This window comes from Pseudomonas sp. G3-39 (assembly GCF_054790485.1).
Genome location: NZ_CP186497.1, coordinates 3,926,814 through 3,943,183 on the forward strand (window position 1 = coordinate 3,926,814; position 16,370 = coordinate 3,943,183).

General features: G+C 55.1%; 21 protein-coding genes. 8 read left to right on the forward strand and 13 right to left on the reverse strand.

All coding sequences use genetic code 11. The annotated features are described in order from the left end of the window. Position 1: 1 nt before the first annotated feature. The 8 genes from ACOYXG_RS17505 to ACOYXG_RS17540 all read right to left on the reverse strand — a co-directional run bounded on the left by ACOYXG_RS17505 (position 2) and on the right by ACOYXG_RS17540 (position 7,546). Positions 2-2,026: a phage terminase large subunit family protein gene (locus tag ACOYXG_RS17505; protein ID WP_460353051.1), complete on the reverse strand. Its 2,025-nt coding sequence runs from the start codon at positions 2,024-2,026 to the stop codon at positions 2-4. Positions 2,027-2,030: 4 nt separating this feature from the next. After that, positions 2,031-2,633: a terminase small subunit gene (locus ACOYXG_RS17510; RefSeq protein ID WP_460353053.1), complete on the reverse strand. Its 603-nt coding sequence runs from the start codon at positions 2,631-2,633 to the stop codon at positions 2,031-2,033. Positions 2,634-2,779: 146 nt separating this feature from the next. Continuing rightward, positions 2,780-3,124: a phage holin family protein gene (locus ACOYXG_RS17515; protein WP_095180796.1), complete on the reverse strand. Its 345-nt coding sequence runs from the start codon at positions 3,122-3,124 to the stop codon at positions 2,780-2,782. A gap of 528 nt (positions 3,125-3,652) precedes the next feature. Next, positions 3,653-4,012 carry a PA0613 family protein gene (locus ACOYXG_RS17520; RefSeq protein ID WP_460353056.1) on the reverse strand — a complete coding sequence of 120 codons (360 nt, stop codon included), beginning with the start codon at positions 4,010-4,012 and terminating at the stop codon, positions 3,653-3,655. Then, positions 4,005-6,221, reverse strand: coding sequence for a VapE domain-containing protein (locus tag ACOYXG_RS17525; protein WP_460353059.1), 2,217 nt, complete (start codon positions 6,219-6,221; stop codon positions 4,005-4,007). Before ACOYXG_RS17525 ends, ACOYXG_RS17520 begins: the two co-directional genes overlap by 8 nt. After that, the gene (locus tag ACOYXG_RS17530) at positions 6,211-6,438 is read right to left on the reverse strand and encodes a TraR/DksA family transcriptional regulator (RefSeq protein WP_460353062.1); all 228 of its coding nucleotides are present in this window, start codon (positions 6,436-6,438) and stop codon (positions 6,211-6,213) included. Before ACOYXG_RS17530 ends, ACOYXG_RS17525 begins: the two co-directional genes overlap by 11 nt. Next, positions 6,431-6,949, reverse strand: coding sequence for a phage regulatory CII family protein (locus tag ACOYXG_RS17535; RefSeq protein ID WP_083366735.1), 519 nt, complete (start codon positions 6,947-6,949; stop codon positions 6,431-6,433). The genes ACOYXG_RS17530 and ACOYXG_RS17535 overlap by 8 nt, the downstream gene beginning before the upstream one ends. 336 nt (positions 6,950-7,285) lie before the next feature. After that, positions 7,286-7,546, reverse strand: coding sequence for a hypothetical protein (locus tag ACOYXG_RS17540; RefSeq protein ID WP_460353064.1), 261 nt, complete (start codon positions 7,544-7,546; stop codon positions 7,286-7,288). Between the two features lie 79 nt (positions 7,547-7,625). Here ACOYXG_RS17540 and ACOYXG_RS17545 point away from each other — a divergent pair, with 79 nt between their 5' ends. Next, positions 7,626-8,357, forward strand: coding sequence for a LexA family protein (locus ACOYXG_RS17545; protein WP_460358499.1), 732 nt, complete (start codon positions 7,626-7,628; stop codon positions 8,355-8,357). 14 nt (positions 8,358-8,371) lie between these two features. Here the strand turns inward: ACOYXG_RS17545 and ACOYXG_RS17550 are convergent, their stop codons facing one another. The 3 genes from ACOYXG_RS17550 to ACOYXG_RS17560 are packed head-to-tail and all read right to left on the reverse strand — an operon-like array spanning position 8,372 to position 10,991. Beyond that, entirely contained in the window at positions 8,372-10,009 is a 1,638-nt protein-coding gene (locus ACOYXG_RS17550; protein WP_460353067.1) for a DUF2326 domain-containing protein, read from the reverse strand. Continuing rightward, complete coding sequence (locus tag ACOYXG_RS17555) at positions 10,003-10,224, reverse strand: ABC-three component system middle component 7 (RefSeq protein WP_460353070.1); 222 nt, start codon at positions 10,222-10,224, stop codon at positions 10,003-10,005. The genes ACOYXG_RS17550 and ACOYXG_RS17555 overlap by 7 nt, the downstream gene beginning before the upstream one ends. Beyond that, the gene (locus ACOYXG_RS17560) at positions 10,221-10,991 is read right to left on the reverse strand and encodes an ABC-three component system protein (protein WP_460353073.1); all 771 of its coding nucleotides are present in this window, start codon (positions 10,989-10,991) and stop codon (positions 10,221-10,223) included. The genes ACOYXG_RS17555 and ACOYXG_RS17560 overlap by 4 nt, the downstream gene beginning before the upstream one ends. A gap of 413 nt (positions 10,992-11,404) precedes the next feature. Here ACOYXG_RS17560 and ACOYXG_RS17565 point away from each other — a divergent pair, with 413 nt between their 5' ends. The 7 genes from ACOYXG_RS17565 to ACOYXG_RS17595 all read left to right on the forward strand — a co-directional run bounded on the left by ACOYXG_RS17565 (position 11,405) and on the right by ACOYXG_RS17595 (position 14,637). After that, positions 11,405-11,995 carry a hypothetical protein gene (locus tag ACOYXG_RS17565; protein WP_460353076.1) on the forward strand — a complete coding sequence of 197 codons (591 nt, stop codon included), beginning with the start codon at positions 11,405-11,407 and terminating at the stop codon, positions 11,993-11,995. Between the two features lie 10 nt (positions 11,996-12,005). Continuing rightward, positions 12,006-12,290, forward strand: a complete 285-nt coding sequence (locus ACOYXG_RS17570) for a phage antirepressor KilAC domain-containing protein (protein ID WP_460353079.1) — start codon at positions 12,006-12,008, stop codon at positions 12,288-12,290. A 158-nt stretch (positions 12,291-12,448) separates the two neighbouring features. Beyond that, entirely contained in the window at positions 12,449-12,766 is a 318-nt protein-coding gene (locus ACOYXG_RS17575) for a pyocin activator PrtN family protein (RefSeq protein WP_137215285.1), read from the forward strand. 58 nt (positions 12,767-12,824) lie between these two features. Beyond that, the gene (locus ACOYXG_RS17580) at positions 12,825-13,244 is read left to right on the forward strand and encodes a hypothetical protein (protein ID WP_460353082.1); all 420 of its coding nucleotides are present in this window, start codon (positions 12,825-12,827) and stop codon (positions 13,242-13,244) included. Beyond that, positions 13,241-13,600: a hypothetical protein gene (locus ACOYXG_RS17585; protein WP_460353084.1), complete on the forward strand. Its 360-nt coding sequence runs from the start codon at positions 13,241-13,243 to the stop codon at positions 13,598-13,600. Before ACOYXG_RS17580 ends, ACOYXG_RS17585 begins: the two co-directional genes overlap by 4 nt. After that, positions 13,597-14,352, forward strand: coding sequence for a DNA cytosine methyltransferase (locus ACOYXG_RS17590; protein WP_460353086.1), 756 nt, complete (start codon positions 13,597-13,599; stop codon positions 14,350-14,352). The genes ACOYXG_RS17585 and ACOYXG_RS17590 overlap by 4 nt, the downstream gene beginning before the upstream one ends. A 12-nt stretch (positions 14,353-14,364) precedes the next feature. Continuing rightward, positions 14,365-14,637 (forward strand): pyocin activator PrtN family protein, encoded by a 273-nt coding sequence (locus ACOYXG_RS17595; protein WP_460353089.1) that lies wholly within the window; start codon positions 14,365-14,367, stop codon positions 14,635-14,637. Here ACOYXG_RS17595 and ACOYXG_RS17600 read toward each other — a convergent pair. Together ACOYXG_RS17600 and ACOYXG_RS17605 are read right to left on the reverse strand one after the other, a co-directional pair. Further along, complete coding sequence (locus ACOYXG_RS17600) at positions 14,634-15,218, reverse strand: hypothetical protein (protein ID WP_460353092.1); 585 nt, start codon at positions 15,216-15,218, stop codon at positions 14,634-14,636. The genes ACOYXG_RS17595 and ACOYXG_RS17600 overlap by 4 nt on opposite strands. 44 nt (positions 15,219-15,262) lie before the next feature. After that, complete coding sequence (locus ACOYXG_RS17605; RefSeq protein WP_460353095.1) at positions 15,263-16,354, reverse strand: site-specific integrase; 1,092 nt, start codon at positions 16,352-16,354, stop codon at positions 15,263-15,265. Positions 16,355-16,370 lie beyond the last annotated feature (16 nt).

Sequence of the window (16,370 nt, forward strand, 5' to 3'; positions counted from 1 at the left end):
ATCAGCGTCTCTTCAGGTAACCGCTGGTGGAACTACGGCGTTGAGGGGGTGCTGCCGGTCGCGCTTGCGTAACCGGTGCAACGGGTGGTGGTGCGGGCTGGGCTTGGCGTACAGCTGAGGGCGCCTGTGTTTGCTCAACATCAAGTCGCTCGCCCTGAACAGGCTTGATGCTCAAGGCGTCATCGAACAAGCCGGACTGAGCCAGGGCTTGTCGCACCCTGTCCCAATCGTGTTCCTGGTAGCGGTTGATGCCGAGGTAATGCGCCATAGCGAGGCAGTACACCATCAGGTCGAGCGCTTCGTTGCGCTCAGCCTTGCCTTTCACCCATTCGATACGCTTGTGTCCGCGCACGTAGCGGACGACTTTGCGTTCGGCGACGCATTGGGCGAAAAACTCGTCCGGCAGGTCATTGGCAAAGTGCAGCGATCCCGGACCATCCGGGAATGGATAGCGGTTGTAGATCCAGTCTTTGGCGGTGTCGGTGCCGACGAACCACAGCTCGGCGCCGTTGCGTTCGGTCTGCCCCTTCCATGTCACGTCGACCATGGACGGGCGCTGTGCAATCACCGGTCGGCCCGGCTTGCTCGCGCCCTTGATGGCGAAGATGTTGCGCCAGCGGCGAACGCGGCAGAACTGGTAAACCTCATCGGTGTGGTGACCGCCGGAGTCGACGCCGACGGCGAGAATCGCCAGACCGACACCACAGGGATGCCGGTAACGGGCCTTGAGTTTCTCGTCCAGTACAGCCCAGGTGCGCTCATCTGCCGGATCACCCCAGATGATCTGGTGATCGACCACCCAGCGCTCCATGCCCACGCCGAAGCCCATCACCATCAGTTCTAGGCGGTTGGCCTGGACGTCGACGGCGCCGGTAAGCATCAGCACACCGGCCGGCATCGCGCCGAGGGTGTAGGTCTCCAGCCGCGCCCGAGCGATCAGCACTTCAGCCTTAGTCTGTTCGAGCGCGCTGTCCCAGACCTTGGCCAGACGGGTGTTGTAGAACACTTGCATCAGGCTCGTGTCACCTTGAGCCTGCGCCTTTTTGGCGTCTTCAAACTCCTCTGCAAGGCCGGCCCAATCCATCCAGCCGGTCGGCGAATACAGTGCGTTCAGATGAAAGCCAACAGTTTTGCCGTCGCCACCAGCGTGAGCGCGCCACTCGCCTCGGGCGAGCATGTCGCTCTTGTGGTGTTCCTCAATCAGAACGTCGCATTCAGGTGCTGCGCACTCGTAATGCACAGTGCTGAGGTCCTTGCTGTAGTGCAGCCGCTCCCATTCCAGCACCTGCATATGACCGCAGGTAGGGCATGGCACGTAGTAGTATCGCTGGTCGCTGGACTCGAACAGGTCGGCGATCCGCGAGGCGCCTTTGATAGTCGGCGAGCTGGAGAAGTAGATCTTGGCGTTGCGACCGAAGTTGGTCGCCCGCGTCTCAGCCAGCTTGATGGGATCACCCTCCTGGCCGACGTCATTCTCCCAGCGGTCGACTTCGTCGCCGTAGATATAACGCGCCGACAGCTCCGAAAGGTTGGCCGCAGAACCGGCGGTGGTGACGTACAGCGAGCCACCCTCGAATTCCTTGGTGTCCATCGTGTTGCGTGCGTCCCGCGAGCGGGTGGCCGCGACCCGCTCGCGCAGAACGGGAGTGGCCTTGATGGTCTTGCTGATCCGTCCGGATACCCGCTTGGACAGACCAAGGCTGGGGAGCAGCGCCAGGATGTTTGACGGCGCCATGTGGATCAGGCCACCCATCCAGTTCAGGGCGATCTGGGTTTTCATCAACTGCGAGGCCACCATGGTGACCACGCGTCTGCAAGGGTGAGCCGGCGACAGGCAGCGCATTGGCTCGCGGGCATAAGGTGTCCGTGAGGTGCGGTACTGGCCGGGCTCAGGGGCACCGGTGTCACGCGGAATTCGCATGTACTCGTCTGCCCATTCGTCGATCCAGAGATCGGGGTCTGGGCGCAGTCCACGGAAATAAGCCTCACGGTACACCTCTGCACCGTCAGGAAATTCCGTGTGCATAGGTTCAGTCCGATGTCATGGCGTGCTCAAGATCTGCTGAAGAGAGCCGCTCGGCTTCCTCCAGCGTTCGACGAAAAGTGGCGGTCAGGTGTTTTTCGATCAGCCAAGGGTCGGTCATGGCCGCCAAGTCATGGGACAGTTGCGGCAGCGGACCGAACAGTTGATCGCGCAGCAATCGGCCAGCGTTGTAGGCGCCGGTTTCGACCGCTTCTTTGGAGACCAGTGAGCCTTGGGCTTTGCCCAGTTCGATCTCCGCCAGCTTGGCCATGTTGTGCTCACGCAGGGCACGGGCCTTCTGGAAATCGGGGAGCTTGCCGTCGCCGGTAAGCACCTGCGGCGGCGCAGCCGTGGGAGTCGGTTCGGTCTGAGTCGACAGTTGGCTGTAAACGTCACGCTGAATCCGATCCTGTTGGTGTCGCTCGGCAACAGCGGCCTTGCTCGGGTCAGCGGTGTCGCGAATCAGCGCTTCGGTGGCTTGAACATCAACCTGTTTACCATTCGGCGAAAGTACCAACCGGTTGTTGTCTTTAAGCCAGGTGATGTAACTCGGCGACCTGCCGAGCCGGGCCGCGAAGGCGCTCTTCGACAGGTAGGTTGGTTCTGTCATGAGCCCTCCTTTTTCAACGTATTTCAATGAATCCTTTCAAGATTTCAATGATTGAAATTTCAGTAAGCTGGGGAGCCTGCGGCTAACAGTTTCCCGCGGGTTTCCGACCCCGTACCCTCCGAATAACCCTAGGGTCCCCGGCGGTTTCAGGCTGGCCCGCCGCCATTCGGCGGGACATCGCACACACCAAGCCGCTTCGCAGCCCAGCGTTCGTACAACCCGATGGCAACATCCGCACCGGCCATCGCCGTCAAACAACCCAAGGCGCCCGCCGTCCAGAGCGACATGCCGGCAGCGATCATCAACATCATCGCCGACACCCCGCAGACAATGCAGGCACCCGACCGAAGCGCAAGCCGGCGCAACAATGCCCAGCCCCGCGCCCCATCCTTGTCCGCCCGCCACATCTCACCCGACACCCCGCCGACCAGCGCCAGGACAACCACTAACCAGATCGGCATCTCTGCCAGTGCTTGTTGCTCGTTTGTCATCGCCTACCCCATGAACGCAAAAACCCGGCGCAATGGCCGGGTTTAGTGGTGTGGTGCCTGCCGCTCTCTGCGGTCGCACCTATCGAAGATGACTACTTTTTACAGGTCGATTCCGGTGGCAGCAACCCTGTTTTAATGCCACCCGGTGAATAAGTGGGTAACACCGGGGGAACGCCTAGCGAATGTCGGCGAATACACCCCCACGGCGTTCTGTTGTTGGGGCGGTGTCCCATACGTCCCACTTGTCAGAATCGAAGTAGGACACCTGAGAGCACCTAAATTCGGGGCTTCGCCCCACTGTCCTACTTATCTTTCTTCTTTCTCGTGTAAAGGAAGAAATTTAAAGAACACGCGTTCGCGCGTAAGCGCGTACTGCTCGCCCGCTACGCTCACATGGGCGGGAGGCACTCGCAGGCGGGACGGTGGGACAGCCAAACAACGACAAGGCCCGCACCTGTCCCACTGCATCAAAACGCAGCGAGACAAGACGGGCCAGTGGGACAACCACAACCGGAGCAATGTCTGGGGTCACGCAGCCAGCCCCATCATTACGCCGAAGATCTGCAGATGCGCCTCATGCAAACGCTGGTAGTACGTGTCGCGGCCACAACCGCAGTGGGCATATCGCAAGCGCATATCCACATCGAGCGTGCAGTAATGCTCACGCACCACCGTCACCAGCTCCGGCGCGAGATGCTTGGTCACGATCAGCTCGATGTCCAACGAACTTTCCATCGGCGCACGGAAGGCACGTCGCCCCCGAATCAGTTGCCCGTTACTCTCCATCATCATGGCAACCATGTTCCCCCCAGCGAGCCCCCCTTTTGAATGTTCTGAGTGCAGCTCCTGGGCCCACAACCGAAGCAACGAATCGATTTCCTTAATCAAAGCAAGGCTCCTCGAACTGAACCCGCTGCAACGCCGAAGCACCGCCCCACCCTGCCGGTTTCTTGTATGCCCAAGGCCGCTGCCCGCTCTTCGCCAGCGCTGGCAACCGCACCCGCCGCCAGCCCAACCGATGCATGATCGCCCCGACGCGCATCTGCTCCGGCTTACCCCAATGCCCGAGGTCCAACTTCAGCGCACTGAGCAGCACGTCACTGCCGGTGGCGGTCTCGCCGATCTGCGACTCTTCCAGCCAGGTCAGAATCGGCCCTTCCCACTCATCTACTACGAAGCGCTCGTCCTGCTCCTCGCCGAACATCGCCGCCTCATCCAGCGTCACCCACCAAAGATCGCCGGCGTCGTAACAGAACACCGCCTCGGCCCACAGCTGATCACGCATCGAGCGCAACAACTCCAGATCCACCTTGGTACACGCGACCGGCCAGTAACGCCGGTTGCCGGTGGCATCCTTCAGGTACTCGTCCTGGTTGGTTGTGCCCACGAAAACACACTGGCGTGGCACGTCCATCGTTCTGCGGCCGTAGCTTTCGCGATAGGTGTCAGTAGACGCCGAAAAGAACTGCTTGGCCTTCGTACTCTCAGCCTTGTTGAAGCTGTCCAACTCCCCCAACTCGACGATCCACTTGCCCCGGATCGCCTGAAAGCCGTCCTTGTCACCCAGCGCAAACGGCGTGTCCATAAACCACTCGCCGCCGAGGATGCTCATCGCGGTCGACTTACCGGCGCCCTGCGCACCTTCCAGAATCATCACCGAGTCAGCCTTGCAGCCGGGTTTCATCACCCGCGCCACCGCCGATAACATCCAGCGTTTGCCGACCTTCGCCGAATAATCTGTTGCCTTCACGCCCATGACGTCAGTCAGCCAACTTTCGAGCCGAGGCACCTGATCCCACTGCAGCTTGCGCAAGTACTGCCGCACTGGATGAAACGCATGGTCATGCGCAACCACACTCACCGCCTCGATCACATGCGAGGCCTTGACCCGCAAGTTGTACTGCTGCGCGAGCCACTTCATCACCCGCACATCATCAATGTCCGCCCAATCGCCCGTGCCGCCGCCATAAGGCGCCGCACGCAGCTTCACGATCTTCGAACTGAATGCGCTGTAGCTGATCACGCCGGCCCAACGCTCATCGTTGGCCAGGATCAACTCGACGTTCTGCATATGCGCAATCAACGCACCGCTTTCGCTACGGGCGAGCATGTCCTTCCAACCACCAGCGGCCGGCGGCTTGACTACCGCCAACACCTGACGGCGCACCGCCTCCAAACCTTCCGCAACATGCAGATCGTTGAAGTCGGTCCACTTAGCTTCCCGTTCACTGGAAAAGATCGGCGCGACCACCTGGCCGCCGACAATCAGCGCCGCGTTGTTTGCCTTCTCTTCACCGGGGTTCCACGCATCGCCATTCGGCTTCGTGGTTTTCCAGTCATCATCTCGGCAGATGATCAGCGGGCAACCGGCGAAACGCTCGCGCATGGCCTTGCAAACCACCAGCAAATTGCCCGCATCAAACGCAACGGCCACGGTCAGAGACGTAGCCATATGCAGGCTTGCGCCAGTCGCGTAACCCTCACACACCAGCACCGGCTCGCCCGGATCCGGGTGCGGCCCGATCAGATGGAAGGCGCCCTCTTTCGACATGCCGTGAGGCCAATAGGATTTGTCCCGGCCGGTGTTCTCTTGCTTGGTTGGAAACACCACCTGCAGGCCGACAATCTCTTCGCGCACGTTGCTCATCGGCACCAGAAACGCACCAGAGCGCGGCGCGTATCGAACGCCGAAGCCAACGATCTGCTTGCGGTCCAGATAGTCGCTACGGCCCTTCTCTGGCATGCGTTTGAACATACCCGCTGCACGCTTCGCCGCACGACGTGCCGCGTTGGCCGAGATCTCAGCTGCCCGGCGCTTGGCCTCTTCCTGTCGAGCGCGCATAACTTCGCGTTCTTCAGGCGACATCCGTCCAGCCTTGACCTTGATCTTCTGAGACTCGCCAGAACGCCAGTCACCAAACGCACCGAAGATCAGCGTCTCGCCTTTCTCCGTGTGCTGTTCATGGACGACATACCAGCCATTCTTTTCCTTGCCCTTGTCCTGCGAAGTCTTACACCGGGTCAGCTTGCCAAAAACCAGCGGCTGCGCAGGCTCAAGGCCGTAGTCCGCGAATTGGCCCAACACTTCATCGAGCATGGATGGCCTCCATGATCTCCTCGACCTCCTGGCAGCTCACGCATTGCGTGCAGCCAGGAACAGCTAAACGCCGTCCCTCGGGGATTGGGGTATCGCAGTTTTCACAGAATAGAAACGAATGCGCCGCCAAAGCAGGTTTAGCGGCGTTGCGTGCAGCGAGCGCTTGATCGAGACGCTCTTGCACCAAGTCATTAGCGAAATCCGCGATGTCAGCCACGATCAACACCCCGCGTCGTCTGGTTGACATAAGTGGCGCGGTTGAACAACCCCAACAGCCCCTGAATCCCACGGAACACCTGCAGGCGAATCGCGGCGAGTTCCTCATCGGAAACAACCCCGTCACCAATGCTCTTGGCCCAGGTATCCGCCAAATCCGCCACCTGCCGGAAGTACTCGGCAATCCCGGTGGTCAGCGTCTCGGGCATATCATTGGTATACGCCTCAGCCAGCTCCTGCCAAGTCGTGTCACCGACCAACGCATGCACCGCATCAAGAATGCGGCGATCCTTGGTCAGCTCCAGAATCTCGCCGAACTCTTGGATGTTTACTGTGTGGCTAGGGTGAGTTGGGGAAAGCTTGTGCTGCAGCGTGGTCGCATTTCGGCCGGTGGTGGCGGCGATGGCTGCGGCGCCGCCAGGGTAGTCCCGAGCGGCATGGTAAAGCGCGAGATCGAGCGGCAAAACTTCCCGCTGCGCCCGCTCAACAGAACTCAGAGCGATACGGCTCATGGCATTAATCCTTATAAGTTGCCAGTGCCGCGCGACATGCAGTGGTGATACATTTGCCGCGTGGCTTGAAAGGGCCCAAACGCCGGCTAGATCTTAGGGATCGATACCGGCACCGTGCCGGGGCAAGCAATCCGTTGCTTGCCCCTGGCGCAAAAGCTGCCAAATCTGTGGTGGAAGAGGCAGCAACGCCAAGGCTTCCGAGCCTTGGAAAAGCGCGATAAAGGAAGGTGGTTGCATGTGGTGTGCCCACCTTCCTTTATCGCGACCCGACAGCGCTGTGGTGGTGCGTGCCGGGAGGAACTGGGCGGCCTTTGGGTCGCCTTTTTTCTGACTATGCTATGCAGCAATCTTCTGTGGCGCGGACGCCTTCAGCAACCAGGCAGACTCAAACGGGTTGCCCTTCTGCTTTGCAGCTGTCGCCAAAAGCAATGCGTATTTGGTTTCACCGGTGTAGTCAGTTCGTGGCAGGCTGGACGCCAAGCGCCACTTGTTCAACGCCTGATAACTCCTGTCGCAAACCTTGGCGGCGGCCCCGATGCCGCCTACTGCTTCGAAAGCAAACGCTATGGCGTTCGGAAAATCTGCGGGGTCCAACATTGCAACCTCCATTTATCAACCCGAAGTTGATATTAAACATCAACTGACTATTGCGCAAGCTCCATGGCACTCTCAACTCATGGTTGATAAAAATGCATTACGCGCCGCTTTCAGCTCGCGCCTACACGAAGCCCTCGACGATGCCGGCGTACGCAGCCGTGGTCGTGGCGTGGACATTCATCGTCAGTTGAAGAGTTTAGGGGTTGATAAGACCACCCAGGCCGTCAGCAAATGGCTGAACGGCGAGGCCATAGCCGAAGCGGACAGCATGGTTGCGCTTTGCTCTTGGCTGAAGGTTCGCCGGGAATGGCTAGAATATGGCGTTCTGCCAAAAGAACAGACCGGTGAAAGCAATGTGCGTCAATTGGTTACCAACAATGAGAGCAATGTTAGCGAAGTTACGCAGCGCTTCGGCAAAGTTCCACTGATCTCCTGGGTGCAAGCCGGAGCTTGGTGCGAGGCAATCTCGAATACCGAGGCCTATGATGCCGATTCATGGCTGTCCTGCCCCGTGCCGATTAGCCCAAATGGGTACGCCCTCAAGGTCCTAGGGGACTCAATGACTAACCCAGGACCCGGCCGCAGCTACCCAACAGGCTGCATTATCTTCGTAGACCCTGAGGCAGAAACTAAGACAGGGGACCGTGTTATCGCCAGAGTTCCACGAACAAATGAAGCAACGTTCAAGATTTTGGTGGCGGATGCTGGACGTCAGTTTTTAAGGCCGATCAATCCGCAATATCCAATCATTGACATTACGGAAGAAACACATATTTGCGGAAAAGTCGTAGGGGCATTCATCCCAGAATAGTTGCGTAATGCTCACTAGCTACTTGGTCCTAACTCGCCTTCTTTCCGTTTTTTTCTCCAGTCCACGATGTACAGAACCGCATCATCGGCAAGCTTCAGCACCTTATTTCTCAGTAGTATTTTTTGAGTATCCGGAGACTGTTTTGACATCTCATCGAAGGCAATAAAACATTGCTTTTCTTCACCATCATATATACCCAATATATTTGACACTGCGTTATTTTGAATATTTTTATAAAGCACAGAGTCATGTATTAAGAACGGTAACTGGGTCAATTCAAGCAGGGCAATATCAAAAATAATAAGATTCGAATAAGCTGACCCAGTCCCTGTATCCTGCACAATTGAATAGCTGTAACGACTTGGCGACAAGCTTACAACTGGCGATTTACGATGAGTATCGTACACTCTATCTACAATATTCCGAACTTTAATATTAATTGCACTTTCGATCACAGCGAGAATCTGGTTTTTCTTTAAAACAATTTCTTTATTCAAATCAACAATCTTTGCTGTCAGCTCAGCTTCGGACTCAAAGTAATAATTTTGTCGCTTTAACTTACTAAGCTCCAGTGAAATATCACATACAGCATCAACTATGAAGCTTGGCTTATCAACCGAACTCAATGCCTGTGTTATTTTTAGGTCAGCCTCAGCAATCTCAAGGTCGAGGATTTCAATTTGACTTAGAAGAGAGAGTTCTTTTCGATGAATTTCGTCTTTTAGGATTTTCGCCAATCCAGAATGAAACATTTCGATCTCAGCGAGTTTAGCAGTATTAATGCTAGGCAGAATCCTTTCCAATGGTTCAAAATTTTTCTTTGTAACCTTTATACTAGCCTCGAGATTACCTCGAACCCTTAAAAGCTGACTCTCCAACTCCATCTTGGTCGATAGAAGACTATTCTTATCAGCCTTAGCCTCCAAAACAGCTTCATTTATGAGTTCATTCAAACTTATAGCAAAGCGAGAAAGCTCTTCCTTAATGCTCTCAATTTGAGCATTTTTTGATTCGATTTTTAGACTATTCTCCTTATGTTGCGTCTTATTTATTTTTTGAATGATATTATTATCAAAGGCTTTTTTAATTCCAGACCTTTCATTCTTTTTTTCAGTGACTTCATGAGTTAACTGATCAATCTTGTCGAACTCTCCAAATAACTTAATCAAGTATTCAACGCAACTGGTAAAGTTTTGGGCCGAAAACGCATGAAGCGGTCTTAAAGGCTCTAAATTGGGCTTTGGCCAGATCCTTGAGACCAAAGTAACAAGCTCTCTGAAGGACACACCATGGATACCCTCAGTATATTTCCCCTTTAAAAACTCTCCATAAGTTTCTAGCGACCAGATCTTGACGATCTTTTGTCCATCACCCAACAAACAAACCTCATCAGGATTATTAGTTGTTCGTAAAAACTCATAATCCCGCTCAAAACGAAGTGTAAAATTATAGCCGTGGTGCCCGAGAACCTGTACAACATCCTCGCTGTACTTCAAAAGCGAGCTTCCGCCGAAAACAAAATCCACAACTTTTAGAAGAGTCGTTTTCCCAATAGAATTTGTAGCCTTGTCGTCGCCAAGCACAACGTTAAGACCAGCATGAAAGTGAATATCCTTTTCTCTAAACTTTTCACAACTGATCTTAATTAGCATTTCTTCACCAAGCCAGAGTCAAAATCAACCAAAATCTTATCATTCAAATAAAGTATTTCTATTGCATACATAAACTGATCTATTGAATCCAGATATTTTTTAGCAGCGTCGTACAACTCGCCAATAAACATACTTTCCTCAAACAAATTGTATACTTTTTCAACTTTACTTAACGCAGACTCATTATAAGTAACAAATTTATTTGGAGATATCATCTGAATACCTCGCAATTTTGGACAAAAAAGGAAGCTAAGATCTCAGGAGCCTCCACCGACTTAGCTTTGGTTTTAGAGTTTATCCACTCAACAATATTCCTAAATATATCTTGCTGACAATCGGAACCTTGAGCTTGTCTATTATAAAACAACCTAATCTGAAGACTAATATTCTCCGCGGAGAGTGGCTTTTCCGCCTCCATCAAAGCTAGTTTTTTACGAACAAACATAAAATAATTAGTAACGCAATACTGAATTTTATTCTTAGTTAAATTTGTCATAGTATCATTCAGTTTATCTTCCAACTTTTTAGGCTGCAAACTCAACTCACCTAAAGAGCTCATATCTTCACCAGCATAAAGGGCATCAATGATTTGCGATATATCTTCCTCAATTGCAAACTCACCGATTAGAGCTCGCTGTCTTTCAGCCTCAATAAAGCCTTTTTTCGTTTGCACCATGCGTCGATAATCATCCACCGTTCTTGGCTTATCAAACTTCGTATGACAAGTAACACAGAGTGGTATCAGATTATCTTCATGATCTACATCCTTGCTGAGACGTTCTTCAGACTGAAGTAATAAAAGCTCAGGCCCAGTAGGATGCAGTGGATAAATATGAGCCAACTCATAATTCTTATTCTTCCTGGAAGCTTTGGAATACATCAATTGCACATCACATCTAGGGCAAACACCCCCGACTTGTGTGACCAGCACAATATTCATGTTTTCACCAAAGGATTTCCTATGGGGTTTTGCGTTGGCCATGTGCCAGTCCTTGAGCTTCAATCATCGATTGCATCTATTGGGGAGCATTCAAGACCGAATAATGGCTAAAAGCAATTATATGGTCCACATTTTCATTTTTGTTCGAATAAATCCGTCTCAAATGCCGGCAGCGTCGCGCGCAGATTTTGCGCCCGCATTTTATCAACTGTTGGTTGTTGACTTTTATAAACCATAGGTTGATATTTGCATCACTCTTCCACCACAGAGCGATGCAAAACCATGCACACCACAGCAACCCTACATGTCCACCCAGCCGCTGCTGACCCCTTCCGAATCTTCGAGATCCGCCGTTTGGCCCGCGAGAGTGGCTGTTCGTTTGTCACCACCAAACCGAAGCAGCAAGCGCCCACTTCTCCCACCCCACTCGATCCCAACGGCGGAGGGCACGCGGCATGATGAAATTCAAAATCGACAACCGTACCCTGCAGTTACTCAACGCCCAAGTGAACCTGAGCGAGACGTTCAACCACGTCCTCCGGACAGCGCCTAAGCGTGAGTGCCTGGCGTTCCGCCTCAAGGTCGAACGCGGCGCAACGGAGAGCACCTTCGTCGTTGAGCTGGGCAGCGAACGCCACACGCTGACCCTGGAGAACGACAAGAAGACACACCTCAAGCTAGCTGACTTCATCGAAGACATCGCCAACGGCCCGTTCGACGCAAACAACACCAGCGACCTGGTGCATAGCCCGCATGCCAGCCGCGAATATGGCCGCTTCGAGGTCTCCGACAAGCAGCGCGTGTTCGAGCTGGTACGCACCGGCGGCGTGCTGAGCCTCGACATGGGCTTCGACTACCCCCTGCAAGTCGCGGTGCACCGCACGCAATCCCGCTCAGGTATCACCACCATCCTGAGCATCGGTAACAAAAGCCCGCACACCCGGTGCTTCACCGTGTACGGCAGCGATGCAGAGATCTACGTCAAGGTCAGCGAGTCCATCAACCACCTTGCTGCAGCGGCAACTCCAGCTGCGCACGCGGCATGAGGGGCACACTATGGAACGCACCCTCGCCCAAGCCGCAACCCAACTCGGCCTGACTCGTCCGAAGCTCATCGCACGCATGCGTGAAAAAGGTCTGCTCAACGAGCGGAACCTACCCGTCTACCCCAACCGTGACCGCGACTATCTGCGCATCAAGGACGGTCAGTGGTACCACGATCAGCTCGGCATGCAGTACAGCCAATCGACCCGGATCAAACAGCACGGTATCCGTTGGCTGGCTGAACAGTTGGGAATCGACCTACCCGCCATTCCGGCAGACAGCCGTGACGTGGCCTAGGGAATACGCCCGCCAGATTATCGCCATGCGGACACGAGAGGAGCGCAACACAGCGCTCCTCGAAGTACCCGAACATCTGCGCGAGCTCACCAAAACGCATTGCCTGAACGCCTGGAACCATCCGGCCAGAAAACAACGCAAGGAGGCCCAACAAAGCCATGAGTAACACAGCACAAAACCCGCTCCGCTTACACCCGGCACCGGAGTCAGCCACCGTCGAATTGCTTTACCGCATCTTCGGCGACGTCCTGATCCCGCTCGACAAAGTGCGAGAGCAGTACTTCCGCAACCTCAACGAGCAATCGTTCGTGGCCGAGATCAGCAGCGGCCGCATCCAGCTCCCCATCACCACGCTGGACACCAGCCGCAAGGCACCGAAGTACGCACACATCCGACACGTCGCTTCCCTGATCGACATCCGCGCCTACAAGGCCGACGAAGACATGCAGCGACAGCAGGACGACGCAAACGAGTAACCACCACAAACTGAATGGCTGCCACCACCAGCCAAAGACTTCACCAGGAGCACACCACATGACTGCAATTCAGATCTGCGCACTCATCGCCCTGATCGCCCTCGCCGTCTTCCTTGTCTGGGTCGGCTACAGAATGGGTTACAGCGACGGCAAATCAACCGGCGCGGAGGAAGGGCAAGAGATCCAGCACGCCGCAAGCGCCAAGAACATTCGCGAATTGAAAGAGTCCCTCCACTTCATCACGGCCGACCGTACCCGCTTGGCGCACTACAGCAAAAGACTGGAGGGAGCGCTGGCATTCGGTGGCCCTGAACACCTGGCACTGCTGGAAATTGCCGAAAAACTCCGGATTGCCGCAGAAACATTCAGTGCCTTCCGCACAGGTAAAAAGCTGGAGCGCGACACCCGCGCACTACGTGATAAGGCACTCGACATGGCTCAGCAATTGGCTCCTTTCAATGCAGGAGACGCAGCATGACCGAGAACCTTGCTCAGCCCGGCAACCCCCGCTACACGGCACACGATTTACCAGCGACTGACGAACCAACGCGCAACCAAACCTCAGAGGAAAGCGGCATGCAAAAGGACCGGCACAACACCCAAACCACGACCGCTTTGCTCTGCAAAGAAACCAGCGTCGCCACACTAGAAACAAACAGTCTCTGCTGCGAAGCAGCAGGCATTATTGCCTCTTCCAGCAGCACCACCGAGGCGCTTATACCCCACGAAAAGCTGCGCGAGGCAGCCACACCCAAGGCAACGCTAATCGCTCCGGATCGCCCGCCCGCGCAGCTTGTTCAGGGGTATAAGCGTCCTTCATTGGAGGCCGCGTGAATGAGCTGGCTCTTTTCGCAGGCGCTGGTGGCGGAATACTCGGCGGCCAGCTCCTCGGGTGGCGCACCGTTTGCGCCGTTGAGCGTGATGCCTACGCCGCACAGATTCTGGCGCAACGACAAACCGATGGACTGCTTCCGCCTTTCCCGATTTGGTCTGACGTGTGCAGTTTTGACGGACGCCCCTGGCGAGGCCTTGTTGACGTGGTTTCGGGAGGATTTCCTTGTCAGGACATCTCGGTCGCAGGCAACGGCCTCGGTATCGACGGCGCCCGCTCAGGACTTTGGCAGCAGATGGCACGAATTACCGATGAGGTACGACCGCGCTACGTCGAACTGGAGAACTCACCATTGCTTGTGGGAAGAGGACTTGCCGTGGTGCTCGGTGACCTTGCCGAAATCGGGTATGACGCGCGATGGGGTGTTATCGGAGCGGCTGACCTCGGCGCCCCTCATCAGCGGGACAGGATCTGGCTCATCGCAGAAGACACCCGTCAGACGATGGCCAACACCGGTGGCGAGCATGGCCAAAGGATCCTCCCCTGCCGCACTGACTCGCCGTTCCGGGGCAGACCGCTCGAACGATCGCCTGGATCACGCCGTGATGGCACTGGATGGTGGTCATCTGAACCCGGAATGGGCCGAGTGGCTGATGGGGTGGCCCATCGGGTGGACCGACTTAAAGCCATTGGCAATGGACAGGTTCCAGCGGTGGCTGCGAGCGCATTCAAATTACTCTCTGACAGACGATAACCAGGAGGTCGCATGAACACCCTTTTCCTGTTGATGGCCCAGTACAACGGGCAAGCGGTCATCCCCCTGGATCGCGTGTGTGCCGATTACATGAATTTGACCGTGGAAAAATTCAAACAGAAGCGCTTGGCCGGCGAGATCGATATTCCGGTGGTGCGTCTAGGCGCCAATAGCCAGAAGGCCGGGCTGGGCATCCACCTGAAGGACCTTTCTGACTACATCGACCGGCAGCGCGAAAAAGCAGCGAAGGAGCAAAACCAGCTCATGGGTAGAGCGGTGTACTAAGGGGCGAATGCCCCTTTTTCAGGCTTTAAACAACCGAAGGTGATTGTTGATCGCTGATTATGAAAGAGAAAATTGCTGTATTTTTTTTCGAGCCCATGTGCCTCAGCCCACGAATAGATTTCATCATATTTAGCTTTCGCAGAATTGTACTTTGCTTGATCGTCGCCGCAGTTTGGCTTCGCATTTAAGTTGACACCCAAAGCGGAAAACTCAGACATGAGCATCTGGAGTTTTTCCTCTGCAGCCTTATTGATCTGCGCCTTGCTAATAGATTGCTGCTCCACCATGAGTAGGGCCGAAACTTTCTCCTGCTCAATCTCTTTGGCCTTGAGCTGAGCAGTTTTTTCGACATTCATTGACTCAGTATGCGTTACTAGAAACTCACGTTTTTGCAGCTCCAACTCCCGTTTGAACTGGGCCTCAACGACACTTAGCTTCTCTTTCTCGAAAGCTACCTTTTGCGCATCGAGATCCTTGTAGCCGTTCCAGAGAAACAACGCGCCGCCAGCGAATAGTGTCGCCATGCAAAGCACAGCCGCGCTGTAACGCCTCGCCACAAGATAAATACCCTTTAAGTCCATCAATCAATCACTCGCTCAAATGCTGAAATTTATGCACATAAAACCTAGGCTATGACTCTATCCAGCCATTTCCACATGGAGTACTGATTCCCTCTCCCGCGCAAATGTGTGTATCGCCGAAGTGAATTCCAATCCCGATGCCCGGATACGCTCGATACTCTAGGAATGTCCCAGTCCATCTCGAACAGGCGACTCACGCCTTCATGCCTTAGATCATGGAAGTGCAGGTCCTCAATACCCAGCAGCGGACACGCCCGCGTGAACGACGCGGATACCGACCTGGAATTGTACGGAAATATCTCCCGCTCTGTCCTGGGCATGCTCTGCAGGATCGCCCACGCCTCATCGGGCAAATGGCACCACACATCGTTGCCGATCTTCTGTCCGGGGTTCTTCATGTCTCGCACCAGGACGGCCTGCCGGGACTCGTCGAGATCATCCCAGCGGATCCGCGTGATCTCCTCCTGCCGGCGCGTCGAGAAGAGAGCAAACGCAACCATCTTCGGCATGTTGATCGACTCAGGCCGACGTACCTGCATCTCGAAAAAATGCGCCATCAACCTGTCCAACTCGTCGAGCGTGGGCCGACGGTTGCGCTCCTTGCTCTTGCTTACCATGCCCAGCTTCCGCAACACCTTGCGTGCGTCAGGCATGGCAAGCGGATCCACCTCGTAGCCCCATGCCGGCCTCGCCACGGATAGGACCGCCCCCAGGTGCGAGAGATCATTGCCAACCGTCTGCGCCTGGACGCCGCCACCTTCCTTGCCCATCCGCCACTGTGCAAACTCCACCAGCTTCTGGCTGGTCAGGGCCGAGTCGTCTAGGTCGCCCAACCAAGTATCCTTGATCGCCTTCAACGTCGCGTTCTTGGTCTTGCCCAGCGGCCGGATTTTCTCGTACTCGTCCAGGTACTGCTCGATCATCTTTCTGATCGTCACACCCTTACGATTTGCGCGCTCAATCGCACCAGGCTCAGCCAGCTCCGTCTCACGCCGTTTGATCCAAGCATGTGCGACCTGCTTTCGGTCGAAGGTTTGGCTTTCCTGATAAACTGTGCGCCCGTCCCGATTGATCCGTATCTGCGCCGTGTAGGCCGTCGAGTTGTCCTTGCGCTTGCGTGATGTGATCGTGCCCATTTCCAGTTGCTACATT